Here is an 18,569-nt window from a genome sequence, read left to right as displayed (position 1 = left end):
ACTTTTACGTTCTCTTAAACATCTTATATAATTCAGCAGAATTTATTTCCACCATACAGGGTCTGCCGTGAGGACAGGTAAAAGGATGCTCCGTATTGCAAAGATCAATGATCAACTGCCGCATCTGGCGCATATTCAGAACCTCACCGGCTTTGATAGCTGCTTTGCACGCAGTCATATGCAAAATATTCTGACGCAAATCGCTGGGATCGATCGTTCTTAATTCAGCCAGCATTTGTGTAATTTCTCGCACAAAATCTTCCGCATCATCAGCCTTTATATCCGCAGGCAGGCTTGAAACACGCAGCATAGCTTCGCCTGCTGCCTCTATATCAACACCTAAACGCAGGAATTCTTCCCGATGCTCCTCGATCAAATTGACATCCTGGGACGTAACATCGATATACAAAGGTATCAACATCTGCTGAGCCGGGATATCATTATGAGCAGCGACAAGCTTATCATATAAGATTCGCTCATGCGCGGCATGCTGATCGATCAAAAACAAAGAATCTTCTGATTGGGCAACAATAAAGGTTCTGTCAACCTGTCCCAGAGGCCAGATCGTATCGACGCCGCTGTCAGTATCAGTAAAATCAATAATATTAGAGGCAATATTGTCTTGTTTATCAAAAACATCACGGGTTTCACTTATCGTATACACAGGTTCTGTTTTAGGAGGCCTGTATGTATATTCCGGCTCTTTCCAAACACTCTGCTGCTGCGCTTTATATTCCGGTGCCGGTTCTGTTTTTATAGCACCAGTATTGCTGCCTGAAGCCGGTAAAACCTGCGTCTTTGCTTCAACCGGCTTATTTTCGCTGCTTTCCGGCAGTACTGCCGGTATCTCCGCTGCTTCTGCAGCAGTCTCAGCAGGTTTAAATACCTGCAGCTCAGAATCATCCAATAATGTCAGATCCTGCGGTTTAGCGCTCATGGGCCGCGTCAATGCGTCAGTCAAAGCTTTGTACATTGCTTTATAAACCGTGCTGTCATCACTGAACTTGATTTCACTTTTCTGCGGATGGACATTGACATCAATACTTTCAGTATCGACATTGATATTCAACACCGCAAACGGGAAACCGCTTTTAGGGATCTGCGACTGATACGCATGGTCAATCGCCTTAGCAATCATTCTGTTAGTAATGATGCGTCCGTTTACCAGCAGGGTCTGCCATTGCCGCGTACCTTTCAGCAAAGTCGGTTTGCCGATAAAGCCCCTTACTTTCACTTCGCTGTCAGCAAAATCTACTGTTAAAAGCTCTTCGCTGACATTTTTACCATACAGCGCCTTGATAGTCTCGACCAGATCACCGTTGCCCGGCGTACTTAAAACTTCTTTATCGTTGCTGATAAGCTTAAATCTTACATCAGGACGCGATAAAGCCAGTTTTGTGATCAGTTCACTGATATAACGGCTTTCTGTTTGTACGGTCCGTAAAAATTTACGGCGGGCCGGAACATTGAAAAACAAATTTTCAACAATGATCGTCGTCCCCGTATGACCGCCTGTAGCAATACATTCAGCCTGATCACCACCTTCGATTTTGATCGAAGTAGCAAACTCTTCCGTAACAGGCCGCGTCAGCAGTTGAAAATTACTGACAGAAGCAATACTCGGCAATGCTTCGCCGCGAAAGCCTAAAGTATTCAGGTGCAGCAGATCTTCCGCCGCTCTGATTTTACTTGTAGCATGCCGCAGAACTGCTAATTTTGCATTTTCTTCCGACATACCGCTGCCGTTATCGACAACGCGGATGTATTCTGTGCCGCCGCCAAAAATAGTGACCTCAATATTATCCGCACCTGCATCCAAAGAATTTTCAACAAGCTCTTTGACGACAGAAGCAGGTTTTTCGACAACTTCACCGGCTGCGATCTGATTCGCCGTATTCTGATCTAATAACTGTACTTTTTGTTCGTTCATAATTCACCGCCTTCCCTTTTGGCTTCATCCTGCAATTTATACAAGGCATTCAATGCTTCGATCGGCGTCATCGCCATAACATCCATTTTTAAAATCTGCTGCTGCAAGCCGCTGGCAAACAACGACCCCATCGGCGCCGCTTCTTTTTCTGACCGGGGAGTTATCTGAACACTGCAGGCAGCTTCACAATTGTCATACTCGTCCAGAATCTCCTGAGCCCGGTCAATGACCTTCTTAGGCAGGCCGGCAAGCCTTGCAACATGTACACCGTAACTGCGGTCAGTACCGCCGGGCACGATCCTGCGCAAAAAGACGATATCATTGCCACGCTCTTTAACAGCAACAGAATAATTTTTAACACCGCTCATAACGTCTTCCAACGCAATCAACTGATGATAATGCGTAGCAAACAGTGTTTTGGCTTTTATTTTCTCGTGAATAAACTCCATTACAGCACGCGCGATGCTCATACCATCAAAAGTGCTGGTACCGCGGCCAACCTCATCCAAAATAATCAGACTGTCCTTAGTTGCATACCTGAGTATCTGCGCAACTTCGTTCATCTCTACCATAAAAGTACTTTGACCAGTTGCCAGGTCGTCGCTGGCGCCGACGCGGGTAAAAATCTTATCCACAGGGCCAATAGTAGCCTGACGTGCGGGAATAAAGCTGCCCATCTGCGTCATCAAAACCAGCAGGGCAACCTGGCGCATATAAGTCGATTTACCAGCCATATTCGGTCCGGTAATAATAATCATACGTTCGTCATTATTGTTGAGAGTCGTGTTGTTTGGAACAAAAATCTCACGTTCCAGCAAACGCTCCACCACCGGATGGCGTCCGTCATAAATCTTTATTTCACTGCGGTTATTCAATTCCGGGCACACATAGTTATATTTAAAAGCAACTTCCGCCAGCGATACCAAAACGTCAATATTGGCCAAAGCCCGTGCTGTTTCCTGCATCTGCACGATCTGAGCCCTGATCTTCTCACGCAGCTGTGTAAAAATATAATATTCAAGCTGCTCGATCTTTTCTTTAGCGCTTAAAATCTTATTTTCAAAATCTTTTAATTCAGGAACTATATACCGCTCGGCATTTACAAGTGTTTGCTTGCGGACAAAATAATCCGGTACATTTGCGCTTTGACCTTTAGAAACTTCGATATAATAGCCAAAAACCTTATTATAGCCGACCTTTAAGGTTTTGATGCCAGTCTCTTCTTTGATTTTCAGTTCAAAATTCTGCATCCAGGTCTTATTATCACTGGCAATAGAATGCAGTTCATCCAGCTCTAAATCAAAGCCGCTGCGGATCATGCCGCCTTCGCGTACAGAAAAAGGCGGTTCATCTACGATCGCTGCCATCAAAGTAGTAAAAAGCTCCTGATGCAGATGCACATCTTCACATAACTGTTGTAAAAGTTTGCTGTTACAGGATCTCAGTAAGCTTTTTATTTCAGGAAGCACTGCCAGTGAAGAACGCAGTGAAACCAGATCACGCGCGTTGGCACTGCCAACTTCGATACGCGAAACAATACGTTCTAAGTCAAAAATAGCTTTTAGCTTTTCCTGCAGGTTGCCACGCAGCTGTATATTAGCCAGCAATTCTCCTACTGCTTCCTGCCTTGACCTGATCTGTGACAAATCCAGCAAAGGACATTCGATCCAGTTACGCAGTTTACGGGCACCCATAGAAGTAGACGTAAAATCAAGTACATCTAATAATGTGCCCCGTTTGGAACCATCCCGCATATTTTTGATAAGCTCTAAATTTCTGACAGCCGTTGCATCCAAATTCATAAACTGTTCTTTAGCGATACGCGACAAGCTGTTGATATGCGACAGATCTGCTTTAACAGTTACATGCAGATAACGCAGTAAATGCTCTACCGTATCATGCACTAAAATATCGGCAACATCATCATTGCCAAAATGCTGCGCAAAATACTGCGGCGCTCCTTCTTCTTCCTGATATACCGAAACTGCACATTCCGGCACTTTGCTTTTGATCCAGGCTGCTAAATTCTCCCAATTGGCAATACCGCTATAGGCAACTAATTCTGCCGGCTGAATGCGGAACAGCTGTTCCTTGATCGCCATCAAACGCTCTTCACCAGCAGCACTGAACCATTGGCATTCGCCTGTAGAAATATCGGCGGCAGCAAGACATATTTCACTGCCATCCTCCTGCAGAAAAACTAAATACCTGTTATGTTTATCATCTAAAAGCTGTTCGCTCAAAACAGTTCCGGGCGTAATGATCTTGACGACCTTACGTTCAACGATACCCTTGGCTGCTTTAGGATCTTCCACCTGCTCACAAATAGCGATGCGATAACCTTTTTTGATCAGTTTGGCAATATAATTATCGACAGAATGATAAGGCACGCCACACATCGGTATCTTTTCTTCCATACCGCCGGCACGCCCTGTCAGCGTGATATTCAACTCTCTGGAGGCTGTCAGCGCATCCTCAAAAAACATTTCGTAAAAATCGCCTAAACGGAAAAACAGCAATTCATCCTCATGCTGACGCTTTACTTCAAGGTACTGCTGCACCATCGGCGTATAAGCAGTTGTCATTTTACCGCCTTCCCTTTAAAAAGCCAGGTCTGCGCAGTTTCGATCTGCACCTGCACTTTATCGCCCAGCTCAAACTCTCGTCCTTCGACCGGCCATAAAACCAGCTTATTAGTACGTGTTCGCCCGCTCCATACTTTTTCGTTATTATTGCTTGGTCCTTCTGCTAAAACTTCTAATGTTTTGCCAACCAAAGCTTCATTACGCTGCACACTCGAAATATTCTGAGCTTCCATCAGTAAATTCAGTCTGGCTTTCTTTACATCTAACGGAACCTGTTCTTCCATTAAAGCAGCCGGTGTTCCCGATCGTTTAGAATAAATAAAAGTAAAGGCCGCATCAAAACCAACTTCTTTTACTAAATTCAAAGTATCATTAAAATCAGCCTCTGTTTCCCCGGGGAACCCAACAATAATATCCGTTGTAATAGCAGCTTCCGGCACATAACGCCTGATCATAGCTACAAGCTCCAAATATTTTTCACGTGTATAGCCGCGGTTCATTGCTTTCAAAATTTTATTGCTGCCGGATTGAAATGGGATATGAAAATTCTCGCAAACATGCTCACATTCGGCAACTGCTTTGATAACATCTTCGTGCATATCACGCGGATGACTTGTCATATAGCGAATCCGTTCCACTCCCGGGATTTCATTCACGCGGCGTAATAATTTGGCAAACTGATCTTTTTCGCCAAAATCTTTACCATAGGAATTGACATTCTGCCCTAACAGCGTAAACTCCTTATACCCTTTAGCAACGGCCTGCTCGACCTCATCCACAATATTTTCGATACTGCGGCTGCGCTCACGTCCACGTACATACGGCACAATACAATATGTGCAAAAATTGTTGCAGCCATACATAATCGGGATCCAGGCTGAAAACCCGCTTTGCCGAATACGCTCGCCCTCAAACTCGCTTTCTTTGACCTCCAGACTGTTATACACCCGTTCGCCTTTATCAGCCAAATACTCAGCCAGTATCTCCTTAAAACCATTGACATGGGCTGTACCGATCAATAAATCGATTTGCGGATGTTTTTTGATCAGTTTCTCACCATCCTTCTGCGCCATACAGCCGGCAACACAAACGATCTGTCCCGGACGCTTTGCTTTGACCCCTTTTAATTCACCAATTTTACCTAAAATGCGTTTTTCCGCACTTTCACGTACGCAGCAGGTATTTACTACAACTACATCCGCATCATGAAAATCGTCAGCAGCGCTGTAGCCAAGCTCCTGCAGCTGGCCGGCATAATGCTCAGCGTCACTTTCGTTCATCTGGCAGCCGTAATTTAAAATCGCATAAGTTTTTGCTGTCACTGAATACACCTCATATTAAAATTGAAACCGCAACTAAGCAGCTTCGCAAAATTACCTGTATTATATTATTATACCTTTTTAGGTTAGCAGTGGCAAATTTTAACTGGTAAAAATTTAGCAAAAAAGCAGAGCATCTGCTCTGCTTTTTAGTATTCAACCTTTATACCAGGCTACAGTTTTAGTCAGTGCTTCTTCAAAAGCATAATGCGGTTTCCAAGCCAATTCATTTTTGATTTTTTCACAATCCATAGGATAACGTAAATCATGCCCAGCCCGGTCTTCCACAAATTCAATTACATTTTCATCTTTGCCCAAAATTCCCAGTACCACTTTTATAAAAGTTAGATTGGCCATTTCGGTACCGGCCGCAATATTATAAATATGACCAGCTTTTCCATTTTTGAGTATTTTATCAACAGCAATACAATGATCAAGCACATATAACCAGTCACGTTTATTTAAACCAGTACCATAAACAGGTATTTTTTTGCCGCTCTCTGCTAAAGCTATGATCTTAGGCAAAAGTTTTTCACTATGCTGCCAGGGTCCATAATTATTACTGCTGCGGCTGATAGTTACATATAAACCATATGTCCTGGCATAAGCCAAGCACAATAAATCAGCGGCTGCCTTTGAAGCAGCATAAGGACTGGAAGGATGTAAGGCAGCTTCTTCTGTGAACCCACGCCAGTCATAATCTAACTGTTTGTCCCCATATACTTCGTCCGTAGATATCTGATGAAATCTTGCTACAGCAAACTTAACACAGGCATCTAACAACACACCTGTACCTTCGACATTAGTTTTAGTAAAAATAGACGGAGACTTGATAGAAGTATCGACGTGGCTCTCAGCCGCAAAATTTATCACTGCGTCGAACTTATACTGCGCAAAACACCTTTCTACAAATTGCTCATCACAAATATCTCCCTTGATGAAAGTGAAATTATTTAATTTAACGACATCTGCCAGCGCCGCCATATTAGCAGCATAAGTCAGCTTGTCCAAACATACAATTTCATCATTCGGATACTGCTGTAAATGCCAATTTATATAATTGCTGCCAATAAAACCGGCGCCGCCGGTAATCAATAAACGCATAAGTACCTCTTTAGATAATCACAACTGATAAATTTATTATATTAATTGTTAATATCTTTTTTTCTTACTTTTTGAAAATTCTTGTACATTAGATACATTAAAATAATTCAAAAGTGTCAATATTACACCTAGTGATATATAGTAAGTTAAAAATGTATAATTACTAAACATTGCCACAATAGACGCAATCCAAGCAATCAAAATAAACATAAAATTATATTCTTGTATTAAATAAAACCAATTTCTATATATTTTTATTATAACATATCCCATTGGTAAAAACCATAAAATCAGTCCTACAATACCATTGTTAATAATAATATTTATAAAGCTATTAACTACTGGAAATTCCGATTTAAAAGGACCGTTTTTATAGATATCGGATTGCCAATTTTTTACTTCCTTATTATTTAAATCTTCGTAATTCAAATAATTTGCTATATATGCCTCTTTTAAACCGTCACCCACTCCAAATATAATATGTTTCTCTGCTATCTTTATATTAGTAACAAGATTTATGTAACGAGCATTATTACTTCTTGCATTAGAATCAGCAATAGATAAAACATTATTATTTAAATATTCCTTATATTTAAATGCATATTCTTTATCAAAAAATGTAGACGCGCCAACAATAAAAGTAATACTTGTTATTACAGTCACTATTAATGCAGTAATAAAGTATTTCTTTTTCTCAAATATATTAATTAAATATAATAGTCCTAATTCAACAATATATAATATAATTGCAGTTCTTGCTTGCGTTAAATAAATCAAAAAAGAAAAATAGGCTACAGCAAAAATAGTTTTAATATTTTTCCCTTCATACAAGTAACTCCACAAAAAAGGAATTATTAGTGAAACTATTATTCCAAAATGAGAAGGCTCTGTACATAAACTACGCAATTGATTCTCCCATATTAATGGTGGCCACCAACCATGGACTGCAGAAACATCGTATAAATATGGGTTTATTATTTTCAATAATTTATAAGCATATATATTATTGAATTTCAAAACAAAGACTTCCAAAATTGAGTATATTCCACATAAAAAAGCTAATATCAAAACATATCTTCGAACAACGAAAAACATATTTTCTTTCTTAATCATATATAAATCATATATTAAATAAACAGTACCCCAGCATGTAATTGTAGGTAATAAAACTTTATTTAAAGACAATCTAAGAAAAATATAAAGTTTGACTATTATTTCTCTATCAAAATAATAAAGTATTATAGGAAATTTCTTTAGTATTAAATCTAATTTATTAGAATGAAATTCTTTCAAAAAATTTATATATTCGTAATTTATTACACCATGAAACAAACAAATAATTTGCCAACACAAATAAATACATATATATAAATATAGTATATTATTTATTGTTTTTTTAGGCCAAAACACATTTCTTGTGATACAAGATAGTAAAGCTATAATAGTAAAGTACAAAGAAAGTTTAGTTCCAATAATAGATATTGAAAATATATTAGGTATACTGTCAAATGGTAATGCTATTATTGATAATCCAAGAAAAATTTCTTGAATTTTAATAATATTTTTTTCTTCTACCATTATTGCACCTCATAATATGTATATCTAGTTTTCTTAAAGATACGTACATCATCAAAGTAACACAAAATTCCGTTACCAACATTGTAAAAGCAGCACCCTTATCAAAAAACAAATAGCTCATAGGTATTATTAAAATAATGCTTATCAATGCAGAAACAAGCAAAATTTTACTATAAACTCTATTATAACCAAAAGTTAACAATGTATGGGTTCCTAATACATTGCTTATAGCCACTAAAAAAGGAATAGCAGATAATATTTTTATTAAAATAATAGATTGTTCATATTGATCTCCTAATAATAATGAAACTATTTCATGTGAAAAGATAAATAAAACAAAAAACATAATAAATCCAAATATCGAATAATATTTCAAAACTTTTCTGATGAATAAAATAGCATTTGATTTATTTATACTAACTTGTTGGCTTATATAAGGAAATATTGCCAAAGAAATAGGGTTCAATATTCCTTTAATGCTATCAATTATTTTATTAGCAGCTCCATAATATCCAACAATTACATCATTAGTAAATAAGCGCAAAACAATAATATTAGTTGCAGTATAAGCATTTATTGCCAAAGTAGAAATAAAAATTTCCCATCCTTCAATAAAAGTATTTGCTATATATTTAATTGAAGGAAACAAAAACAGATAATTATATTTTTTTATTAAAAAAAACAAAGAGAAAATACCTGATAAAACATTAGTTGATGCTTGGCAAACTGCAGCTATAATATAATCATCTGGAGTGCGTACAAATAAAAAAATGGCAATAACTGTGATGAATCTTGATAATATATTTATTACAGTTATATACTCCATTTTTTGTATGCCTTGAAAAAACCATATTGGAAATATTATATTTCCAATAACATTTAAATACAAAGCTATAAATAATTTTATATCAACAAAATTCAATAAAGAAGTAAACAAATAAATTATCAAAAATAATGATGTAAGAAATGTGCCCAAAATTATTTTGCATACAATAACAGAAGAAAAAATTTTCCCATGTTCCAATAAATTATTTGTTATTGCGATACGTCGTGGAGTAATAATATTAAACCCATAATCAATAATAATTACAAAATATTGTATTATACTTTGCATAAATACAATAGCTCCATACTTTTCTACTCCTAATACCCTTACTAAATACGGTAAAATGGCCAAAGCTAAAAGATATTCTAATCCCTTCAGACTAACCATTGAAAAAATATTTTTCAATAAATTTTTTTTCATTATTTAACAAACTTCCATTATTTTCATAAATTATATAAACGTTTAAGTGCTTGCCTCAAAAAAAAGCCTTTTCTAACCTTTATACCTATTTTTTCTACATTAAGTTTAATTCTTTCATAATCTTTTTCATTTATATTTTCAAAAATTTTTGAAATTTCTTCTAAAGAATTTATGCAAAAACCTATATTGTTTTTTTCTACAAAAATAGCTGTAGCTGATTTTGACCAGCAAATAATTGGTATCCCTGCTGCTATATACATAGATAACTTAAATGGATTATTATATTTCAAATATTCACCAAATTTACCATCGCATTTATCAATTGAATCACCATCCCAAATAAGTCCAAAACTTCCATTTAAGTTATGAATAATATCAATAGGATCTAAAATCCCATTATAATTGATAAACTCTGCTGTAATGCTATTTTTATCATAGTTTGGTCCATATAACTCCAAAACGAAATCTCTATTTCTCATAAAACACATCCGACTTAAGAAAGGTGCTTTTGCAATATTTCCAGCAAAAATCACCTTCCGTTCTAAATTACGCTTTTCAAAAATATCATCATCTAAAATATAGTCAAATAAATCTATACTCAGGCACTTTTTATTTTTTAATCCATGGTTAATCAAAAAACTTATCATAGTTTCATTATGGAATATAATTCTATCCGCACAATTAAAAATATTTATTTCTTTTTCTAAAGTGGATTTTTCTATTTTATCAGTTTGCAATGAATATATATCATGAACAATTAAACATAATCTATTATTTTTTAATAGTCTTTTCTGTATTATATAATCAAATATTCTCCCTTTTAAAAAAGGATAGTTCAAAAAAATTAACTTGTCTTTAAGAAAAAATAATTTTATTGCTAATGAAACTCTACTGTTATTTAAATAATAGTAGAGTTTACCTAACACGTTTTTATTTTCCATCACATCTAAGAAAGATACACCCACGTTGTTTATGGGGATCATATTTAACTCATCTATAATAACTTCAACATCTTTAACACCCTTGGTTAGTGCTGGAATAAAAGAATCCGTATTAATAATTTCTTTAAATCTATATCTTTTCATATTCCACCTAATTTCATAAAGAATCATTCCAGAAAATCTTTCTATATAAAGAATATATTGATTCATATACTTTCATCAAATTATATTTCAAACAAAAACCAATAATTCTATATTTTTTAATTTGAGACTTGAATAATCTTTGGCTTATCTTATCTTTAAAATCAATTTCTTTAAAAATATCGGCATTACATTTTAATTGTATTATTCTTTGAACAGATTGAGCATATAAAAAATCAATATACTTATCAAAAAAGATTCTACATTCTTTACCTTGTACATTATTCTCACCAAATTTAATAAGTTCATCAGCTATTTCTACTATATTATAGCTTAATTTAGCTTCTCTTCTATATTTTTGAGAGTTTTTCCTTTGAAGGTAATTATAAAAAACTATATCACTTTTCATTATTTTTTTGCAAAAATAAATTGCTCTAATCACAAAATCGCAATCCTCATAGCAACCATTATCTCTAAAATTTTTAAATCTTAATTCAATTTCATCTAAATACATCTTCGAATAAAAATAGATCCAAATTGCTGGCACAAGCCCATTATTAGATAAATATTTCTCACCTGTAATAATATTATTATTCATCTTATTCAAGAATATGTTTGTTTCGGAAATGTCTAAAACATCACCAATTTCGTTTACTGTTTTGTACCTTCCACATACCATGTCTAATGCCTTAGTTTCAGCTAGTACTAGCAATTTTTCTATACCATCTTTTTCGAGATAATCATCGCTATCCAAAAACATCACATATTTGCCTGTAGCAATATCTAATCCTTTATTTCTAGCTTCTGCACTACCAGAATTATCTAAATGAAAAACTTTTATTCTTTTATCGTTTTCAGCATATTTATTACAAATTTCTCCTGATCTATCTGTAGACCCATCATTTATTAAAATTATTTCTAAAAATTCATATGTCTGTAAAATTACAGAATCTAAACATTGGGTAAGATAATTTTCAACGTTATAAACAGGTATTATTATGCTGACTATAGGATTATTCATTCTTCTCACCATATTTTATAAAACATTTGACTTTTTCTTTTATTTTTCTTTGATCACAGATGACTTTATATAATAACATATTAGCATTTTTATTAAATTCATGTGAATGAAATTCAGCTATATATTTTTCAATAACTTCATAAAAATTTTCTTTAAAATCGACAGTTATTCCTATTTTATATTTTTCCACTAATTCTGCAAGATATGTTCCTTTAGAAACAATCATCGGCTTTTTAAATATAATCGCATCATATAATTTATTGGGTAAAGCAGTCTGTACCTCCAAAGATTCATTGCCATATAATGCATTTATAATATCTATCTCTTTATAAATTTCAGGTTTATCTTTATTATTAAATTCACCTTTAAAAGTAACATTTTCTATATTTTCATTTTTACATGTTTTTTCTAAATTACATTCTGGATATGTATTACCTATATATATAAATTCATATTTTTCATTATTTTTCATTTGTCTCATCAAATTCATATTCTCTTTCATATAGCGAACTACACCAACAAATCCAATTTTTATTTTTGGTTTTTCAGATAATTCCTTATCTGAAAAACCAATAATATTCCAATTGCTTATATTATGGTTCAAATAAATTTTTTTATTATTTTCTAAAAATCGAAAAAAGCCAAATGAAGAAACCGTAGTAATGAAAGAATTTTTCACTAAATTATCTACTCTTTTTTTATAAAATTTATATTTTTCATATGTGTAATCTCTTATATCAAGTATATATTTTCCTTTATAATTTGATATCAAAACGTTACTTAATAATACTGCTGGTAATGTATTTAAAATTATAATTCTATCATAATTACCATTTTTTATAATTTGGTTTACTGTTTTTCTAAAATAAAACATTGGAACAATCTTTTTAAATTTGTTCCCTCCTAAAGAACAAATTTTATGAATAATAAACTCATTACCTTTTCGTTCAAGTTTATTATTTGAAAATCTATCCCAAAAAATAATATCATAAATGTCATTATTGTTTTTAATTACATTTTCATATAATTCACTATAAGGAGTCATTGATCTAGAGTGAAATGCTACAATTAAAACTTTCATATCCATATCCTCAAATTATAGTTATTTTTCTTTTAAAAAAATGAAATAACTTTTTTAACCAATTTTGATTTTCAAAAAAATCCACATTAATTTCTTTGTATTTGTACTTCTTAGTTTCTAACCAAACATCTAATAATAATTCATCAATAAACCATCGTTGTTCTTCATTTGCATATTTTTCTAAATCCACTTTTTTTTCTATTTCAAACATTATATCAAACCACCACTGACAAAATTCATCATAATATGTTTTTTTCATAACAAACATATTAAACATATGCGCCCACGTTCTGCCCATCATAATATCCCAGCCTTTTAAATATTCTGGACATTTTTCCTTAATTACTGTTTTTGCCACATCAAACTGTTCCCTAGGGTGTGCATTTAAATAATGTTGCTCATTAGTTTCTATCCAATAATTACGCTTATCTGCAACAATAATATCGTTCTCTGCCAAAAGTTTTTCCCAATCTTTTGTTGTTAAAATGTCACTTCTCTTTTTTACAATAGAGCGACAAAACAAGCCCTTTTTCGTGAAATAACGTCTATAATGTACTAAGCCAACATAATCGGCATTTAAATTCTTCCACGCCCAATAAAACCCTGTTAGCTCGCAATAAGCAGAGTTCCTATCCGAGATGTTGTCCCCGGTATCATCACCATTATAACCAATATCTTTTTTCCCATTTTTACCCACGTGTATAGGAATATAAACTTTATCCGCTGGCATCCAGTAAATTTTATGAGTTGCAACTAATATCTTAATATCCATCTTATTTCAATTTCTTTTCTACTAACTGCAAAGCGCTATCAATAACTTTATCCATGTCATAATATTTATATTCACCCAAGCGCCCCCCAAAAATTGTATTAGGCTCCTTATCAGCAAGCTCTGCATATTGCTGATAAAGCGCTTCATTCTTAGCGTCGTTAACTGGGTAATAAGCTTCTTCACCTTTATACCAATCAGCCGGATATTCTTTGGTAATGTATGTTACAGGTTGTGTACCGAACTCAAAGTGTTTGTGTTCAATTATTCTAGTATAAGGTGTTTCTGCATCTGTATAATTTACAGCTGCAACACCTTGGTAGTTAGCTTCATCATACTTTTCTATTTCAAAGTGTAAACCGCGATATTCTAACTCGCCAAATTTGTAGTCAAAATATTCATCAATGGCTCCTGTATAAACAACCTTATCCGCCAATGCTTTCCACTTAGCTTTATCTTTATTAAAATCACATTCCAAACGTACCTCAACGCCTTTTAAAAGATTTTCTATCAGCACGTTATACCCACCTACAGGAACGCCTTGGTATCTGTCGTTAAAGTAATTGTTATCATAGGTATACCTTACTGGTAAACGCTTAATAATAAAGGCAGGTAGCTCTTTACAAGTTCTACCCCATTGTTTTTCTGTATAACCTTTTATTAATTTTTCGTATATATCCGTACCAACTAAAGATATAGCTTGTTCTTCTAAATTTTGAGGCTCATGTTTAATAACTGCACGCTGCTCCGCAATTTTTATTTCTGCTTCCTTAGGAGTTACTACGCCCCACATTTGGTGAAAAGTATTCATATTAAAAGGCAAATTATATAACTCACCCTTATAGTTAGCAATTGGACTGTTCACATAATTATTAAACTCAACAAATTGGTTTACATAATCCCATATTTTTTTTATAGACGTATGAAAAATATGTCCACCATAATAGTGAACATTAATACCATCCATATTTTTGCAATATATATTACCACCTATATGGTTGCGTTTCTCTATAACCAAGCACTTTTTGCCTTTTTCCTTAGCTTCATGTGCAAATACAGCCCCATATAGACCGCTGCCAACAATTAAATAATCATATTGAGCCATTTCCTGCATCCTCTATTTCTTTAAATTATTGCAAAGTACTCTCATCATCATATGGTCGAACACCATATGTAAATCCTCAGCAATTTGCATATCATCAACAGCTACATGCATTTTATAATCTGCCATATCCATAAGTTTGCCACCACTATATCCGGTAATCCCAATTACTTTAGCCCCCACTTCTCTAGCATATTCAACGGCTTTTACAATGTTTTTAGAGTTACCACTACCGGAAATTGCAATAATTAAATCATTTTTCTCCAAAACATCTTTTAGTTGATAAGAAAAAACTTCATCATAAGATATATCATTAGCAATTGCCATAACTAAAGGAGTATTATCATTCAAACATTGAAATCTAAACTTACGCTCTACTTCTGAAGATACACCTTTATTAAAATCACAAACCATGTGGCTAGCTGTTGCTGCGCTACCACCATTCCCCATAGTGTAAATTGTAGCATCTTTGCTCCAAGCTTCTACAATAGCCCCTATGGCTGCATTTAATGCTCCCACATCTAAATTTTGCAAAGTATTAATTTCTTTTTGAATATATTCTCTAATATCTGCTGTATAATCCATAATAGCTCCTTATTTTAGTATCTTTTATTCTTTTCCCAAGCTAATGCAGTTTGTAAAATATTCTCAAGGGAACTATTTTTTAATTGCCAACCTAATAGCTCTTTAGCTTTTTTATTTGATGCAACTAATACAGCTGGATCTCCAGGTCTTCTACCTGCAATATCATAAGGAACTTTTAAGCCGCTAATCTTCTCAAAGTTCTTTATAATTTCAAATACAGTAAAGCCATCATTGCTGCCAAGGTTAAATTGCTCTGTAACATTGTGTTCCATCATGTACTTTAGACCTAAGTAATGTGCAGCTGCTAAATCTTCTACATGCACATAGTCACGCACACAGCTGCCGTCTCTTGTTTCGTAATCATTGCCAAATACTTTTAACTTAGGTGCACCATTTAAAGCAGCACGAATAATTAAAGGTATTAAATGGCACTCCTGGTTATGAGCTTCGCCGATCAAAACATCTTGCGAACCACCTGCCGCATTAAAATATCTAAACGAGCATGAATGCAGACCATATGCCTTTTCATAATCTTTCAATATTTCTTCACCAATTAGTTTTGTCATACCATAGGGATTAATGGGTTCTTGTTGGTGTTCTTCATCAATGGGGACATATTGTGGTTCTCCGAATGTTGCTGCAGAAGAAGAAAAAACAAAATATTTAATATCATTATCAACAATAGCATCCAACAATATTAACATCTTAGCAACATTATTGTCGTAATAACGTCGTGGTCTAGTTACAGAATCTGGTACAGACGCAAATGCTGCAAAATGAATTATTGCATCAAACTTTTCTTGAGCTAAGAAGTTATATATGAATTTTTTATCACCAAAATCTCCTTGAACGAATTTACCAACTATGACTGCTTCTCTATGTCCATCACTTAAATCATCTAAAACAACAGTTTCTACACCTTGTTCGTTAAAATATCTATTACAGTGACTGCCAATATACCCGGCTCCGCCAGTTATCAAAACTTTCATTTCTTGTCAACTCCTATAATATAATTTACTGCTTCCAATAAAGTATTGCATCGATAATCGGCATCTAACCGTTCCTTATTAATAGCAATAGTTTTAACACCATATCTTTTACCTGCTTCAATATCAGTATTACTATCACCAACCATAAATGTTTTCTTTTTATCAATTAAATATTTTGCTTCCGCCTGCAAAAATAATCCTATATTTGGCTTTCTACAAGTACATTCATTATTTTCATGAGGACAAACAAATATATCGTTTATTATCGCTTTCTTTTCTCTTAATTTTGCACACATTTCTTGATGAATATTATATAAATCTTTTTCTTTCATTAATCCTCTAGCAATCCCTCTCTGGTTTGTTATAATAAGTACAATAAATCCATGATTATTTAACAACCGAATTGCTTTATCTACATTTGGCAAAAATTCAAATTCTTGCAAAGTTTTTATATAATCATGTTTAGGAGCTTTTTTATTTATTACACCATCCCGATCCAAAAAAACAACTTTATCATGCAAAATAAACCACCCTACTACCATAGCGAGCAATGCGGAAATTTAGTTCATATAATCCAACTGCTTCTCGTACGGATTTTTGATACTGTTCATCACAATATAATAAAATAAAACCTCCTCCTCCAGCTCCTAATAACTTACCGCCACTAGCACCTGCTTCAAGTGCTAAATTATAATAAGAGTCAATCTCACTATTAGATATACTATTTGTAACGGATTTCTTTTTTTGCCACCCCTTATGTAACATTTCAGCAAATTGTACATTAATCCCCTTTTCATTTAATAAACATTTCATATCATTTGCTTGATTGCGCATATAATTTAATACATCCAACTTTTTACTGGTTTCAGCACTTTGTTTTTCTAGAATTTCATCTGCACTGCGGCGAATACCTGTATAAAACATCATAAGTTTGCGATCCAACAACCTTTTATCTTCTTCGCTGATATCAATTTTTTCTCTATTGACATCTCCATTACATTCAAAAGTAAAATAATTTATTCCACCGTATGCTGCTGCATACTGATCCTGTTTTCCTATTGGATGTCCTAAAATATCTATTTCGATTTGGCAAGCTTTTTCTGCTAATTCATGTGCAGATAGCCGTTCTCCACAGTAAGAATAAAGTGCATTTAAAAGCCCTACTGTAAAACTACTGCTAGATCCTAGCCCAGTACCAGAAGGAATATCTGATATAGAAGTAATTTCCACCCCTTTATTTACACCAGCCATCTGCATACAAGCTTTAGCAATATCATGCTGAATTTCCTTCAATGAATCTACTATCTCAGTTTTCGAATAACTTATCCTGATTGTATCATCAAATCTTTTATTCATCGTTATATATACATATTTATTTATAGCAGCACTGACTACTGCTCCATAACCTTGCTCATAATAAGCAGGTAAATCTGTTCCACCGCCAGTAAAACTGATTCTTAAAGGTGTTTTAGTAATTATCATTGGTGCCATTCCTCCTCAGCTTTTTGGTAATTATCTAAATTCCCTATATCTAATAAATAATCTTTTATTTCATATCCATACATTTTATTGACCAAATTAGGTAGTATATCTTTACCAAAATCTATAAAATTATTTTGAGGGAAATAGTCAAAAATTGTTTTATCTGTAACATATATTCCAGCATTAGCTAAATCATTTTTAGGATTAATAGGTTTTTCTACAAAGTTATAAATTAATTGCTGATCATTTATTGCAGCGATGCCGCATTCCTTTGGTTTATTAGTATGAAATAATCCCATCGTCAGTAATGACTGTTTCTTTTTGTGAAATTCCAGCATTTTGCTTAAATCTGTATTGGTAAGATTATCTGCATAACAAACAAAAAAATTTTCCTCATTTTCAATAAACGATCTATTCACTAATATCGTACCACCACTACCTAGAAGTTTTTCCTCATAAAATTCAATCAACTTAGTACCAGTATTTTGCTTATTGTACACTTCAATAAATTTTCTCACTGCATCTGGTAAATAATGAGTATTTATTAAAACTTCTGTTATACTGTGTTTCTCAAATAAATCCATCCACCAACATAAAAGAGGCCTCCCACAAATAGGAACCATACATTTTGGTATACTATCTGTTAGTGGTCTTAAGCGTGTTCCATATCCAGCTGCCAATAAAAATGCCTTCATC

Annotated in this window: 16 protein-coding genes; all 16 read right to left on the bottom strand. The window is 34.0% G+C overall.

The genetic code is table 11. The features are described from left to right. Positions 1-4: 4 nt before the first annotated feature. The 16 genes from mutL to Q4G98_RS00415 all read right to left on the bottom strand — a co-directional run bounded on the left by mutL (position 5) and on the right by Q4G98_RS00415 (position 18,568). Positions 5-1,930 (bottom strand): DNA mismatch repair endonuclease MutL, encoded by a 1,926-nt coding sequence (mutL, locus tag Q4G98_RS00490; RefSeq protein ID WP_298564632.1) that lies wholly within the window; start codon positions 1,928-1,930, stop codon positions 5-7. Beyond that, positions 1,927-4,515, bottom strand: coding sequence for a DNA mismatch repair protein MutS (mutS, locus tag Q4G98_RS00485; RefSeq protein WP_298564634.1), 2,589 nt, complete (start codon positions 4,513-4,515; stop codon positions 1,927-1,929). The genes mutL and mutS overlap by 4 nt, the downstream gene beginning before the upstream one ends. Continuing rightward, complete coding sequence (gene miaB / locus Q4G98_RS00480; RefSeq protein WP_298564635.1) at positions 4,512-5,837, bottom strand: tRNA (N6-isopentenyl adenosine(37)-C2)-methylthiotransferase MiaB; 1,326 nt, start codon at positions 5,835-5,837, stop codon at positions 4,512-4,514. The genes mutS and miaB overlap by 4 nt, the downstream gene beginning before the upstream one ends. Positions 5,838-5,990: 153 nt before the next feature. Further along, positions 5,991-6,938 (bottom strand): dTDP-glucose 4,6-dehydratase, encoded by a 948-nt coding sequence (gene rfbB, locus Q4G98_RS00475; RefSeq protein WP_177559876.1) that lies wholly within the window; start codon positions 6,936-6,938, stop codon positions 5,991-5,993. Positions 6,939-6,986: 48 nt separating this feature from the next. Then, the gene (locus Q4G98_RS00470; protein WP_298564636.1) at positions 6,987-8,516 is read right to left on the bottom strand and encodes an O-antigen ligase family protein; all 1,530 of its coding nucleotides are present in this window, start codon (positions 8,514-8,516) and stop codon (positions 6,987-6,989) included. Next, positions 8,491-9,762, bottom strand: a complete 1,272-nt coding sequence (locus tag Q4G98_RS00465; protein ID WP_298564637.1) for a flippase — start codon at positions 9,760-9,762, stop codon at positions 8,491-8,493. Before Q4G98_RS00465 ends, Q4G98_RS00470 begins: the two co-directional genes overlap by 26 nt. A 23-nt stretch (positions 9,763-9,785) precedes the next feature. Then, positions 9,786-10,847, bottom strand: coding sequence for a hypothetical protein (locus Q4G98_RS00460; protein ID WP_298564638.1), 1,062 nt, complete (start codon positions 10,845-10,847; stop codon positions 9,786-9,788). Positions 10,848-10,860: 13 nt separating this feature from the next. Beyond that, on the bottom strand, positions 10,861-11,865 hold the full coding sequence (locus Q4G98_RS00455; RefSeq protein WP_298564640.1) for a glycosyltransferase family 2 protein: 1,005 nt from the start codon (positions 11,863-11,865) through the stop codon (positions 10,861-10,863). After that, positions 11,858-12,946 (bottom strand): glycosyltransferase, encoded by a 1,089-nt coding sequence (locus Q4G98_RS00450; protein WP_301961797.1) that lies wholly within the window; start codon positions 12,944-12,946, stop codon positions 11,858-11,860. Before Q4G98_RS00450 ends, Q4G98_RS00455 begins: the two co-directional genes overlap by 8 nt. A gap of 10 nt (positions 12,947-12,956) precedes the next feature. Then, entirely contained in the window at positions 12,957-13,718 is a 762-nt protein-coding gene (locus Q4G98_RS00445) for a DUF4422 domain-containing protein (protein WP_301961796.1), read from the bottom strand. A gap of 1 nt (position 13,719) precedes the next feature. Continuing rightward, positions 13,720-14,820 carry a UDP-galactopyranose mutase gene (gene glf / locus Q4G98_RS00440; protein ID WP_298564645.1) on the bottom strand — a complete coding sequence of 367 codons (1,101 nt, stop codon included), beginning with the start codon at positions 14,818-14,820 and terminating at the stop codon, positions 13,720-13,722. Positions 14,821-14,832: 12 nt separating this feature from the next. Then, positions 14,833-15,402 (bottom strand): SIS domain-containing protein, encoded by a 570-nt coding sequence (locus tag Q4G98_RS00435; protein ID WP_298564647.1) that lies wholly within the window; start codon positions 15,400-15,402, stop codon positions 14,833-14,835. A 14-nt stretch (positions 15,403-15,416) separates the two neighbouring features. Continuing rightward, positions 15,417-16,391: a UDP-glucose 4-epimerase GalE gene (gene galE, locus Q4G98_RS00430; protein ID WP_301961795.1), complete on the bottom strand. Its 975-nt coding sequence runs from the start codon at positions 16,389-16,391 to the stop codon at positions 15,417-15,419. Then, positions 16,388-16,912, bottom strand: coding sequence for an HAD family hydrolase (locus tag Q4G98_RS00425; RefSeq protein WP_298564650.1), 525 nt, complete (start codon positions 16,910-16,912; stop codon positions 16,388-16,390). The genes galE and Q4G98_RS00425 overlap by 4 nt, the downstream gene beginning before the upstream one ends. Beyond that, entirely contained in the window at positions 16,905-17,882 is a 978-nt protein-coding gene (locus tag Q4G98_RS00420) for a hypothetical protein (protein ID WP_298564651.1), read from the bottom strand. Before Q4G98_RS00420 ends, Q4G98_RS00425 begins: the two co-directional genes overlap by 8 nt. Next, positions 17,870-18,568 (bottom strand): nucleotidyltransferase family protein, encoded by a 699-nt coding sequence (locus tag Q4G98_RS00415; RefSeq protein ID WP_298564653.1) that lies wholly within the window; start codon positions 18,566-18,568, stop codon positions 17,870-17,872. The genes Q4G98_RS00420 and Q4G98_RS00415 overlap by 13 nt, the downstream gene beginning before the upstream one ends. Position 18,569: the final 1 nt, after the last annotated feature.

Source organism: uncultured Phascolarctobacterium sp. (genome assembly GCF_958349595.1).
GTDB lineage: Bacteria > Bacillota > Negativicutes > Acidaminococcales > Acidaminococcaceae > Phascolarctobacterium.
Note: the sequence above shows the minus strand (reverse complement) of the source record. Positions and strands in the feature narration are given on the sequence as shown.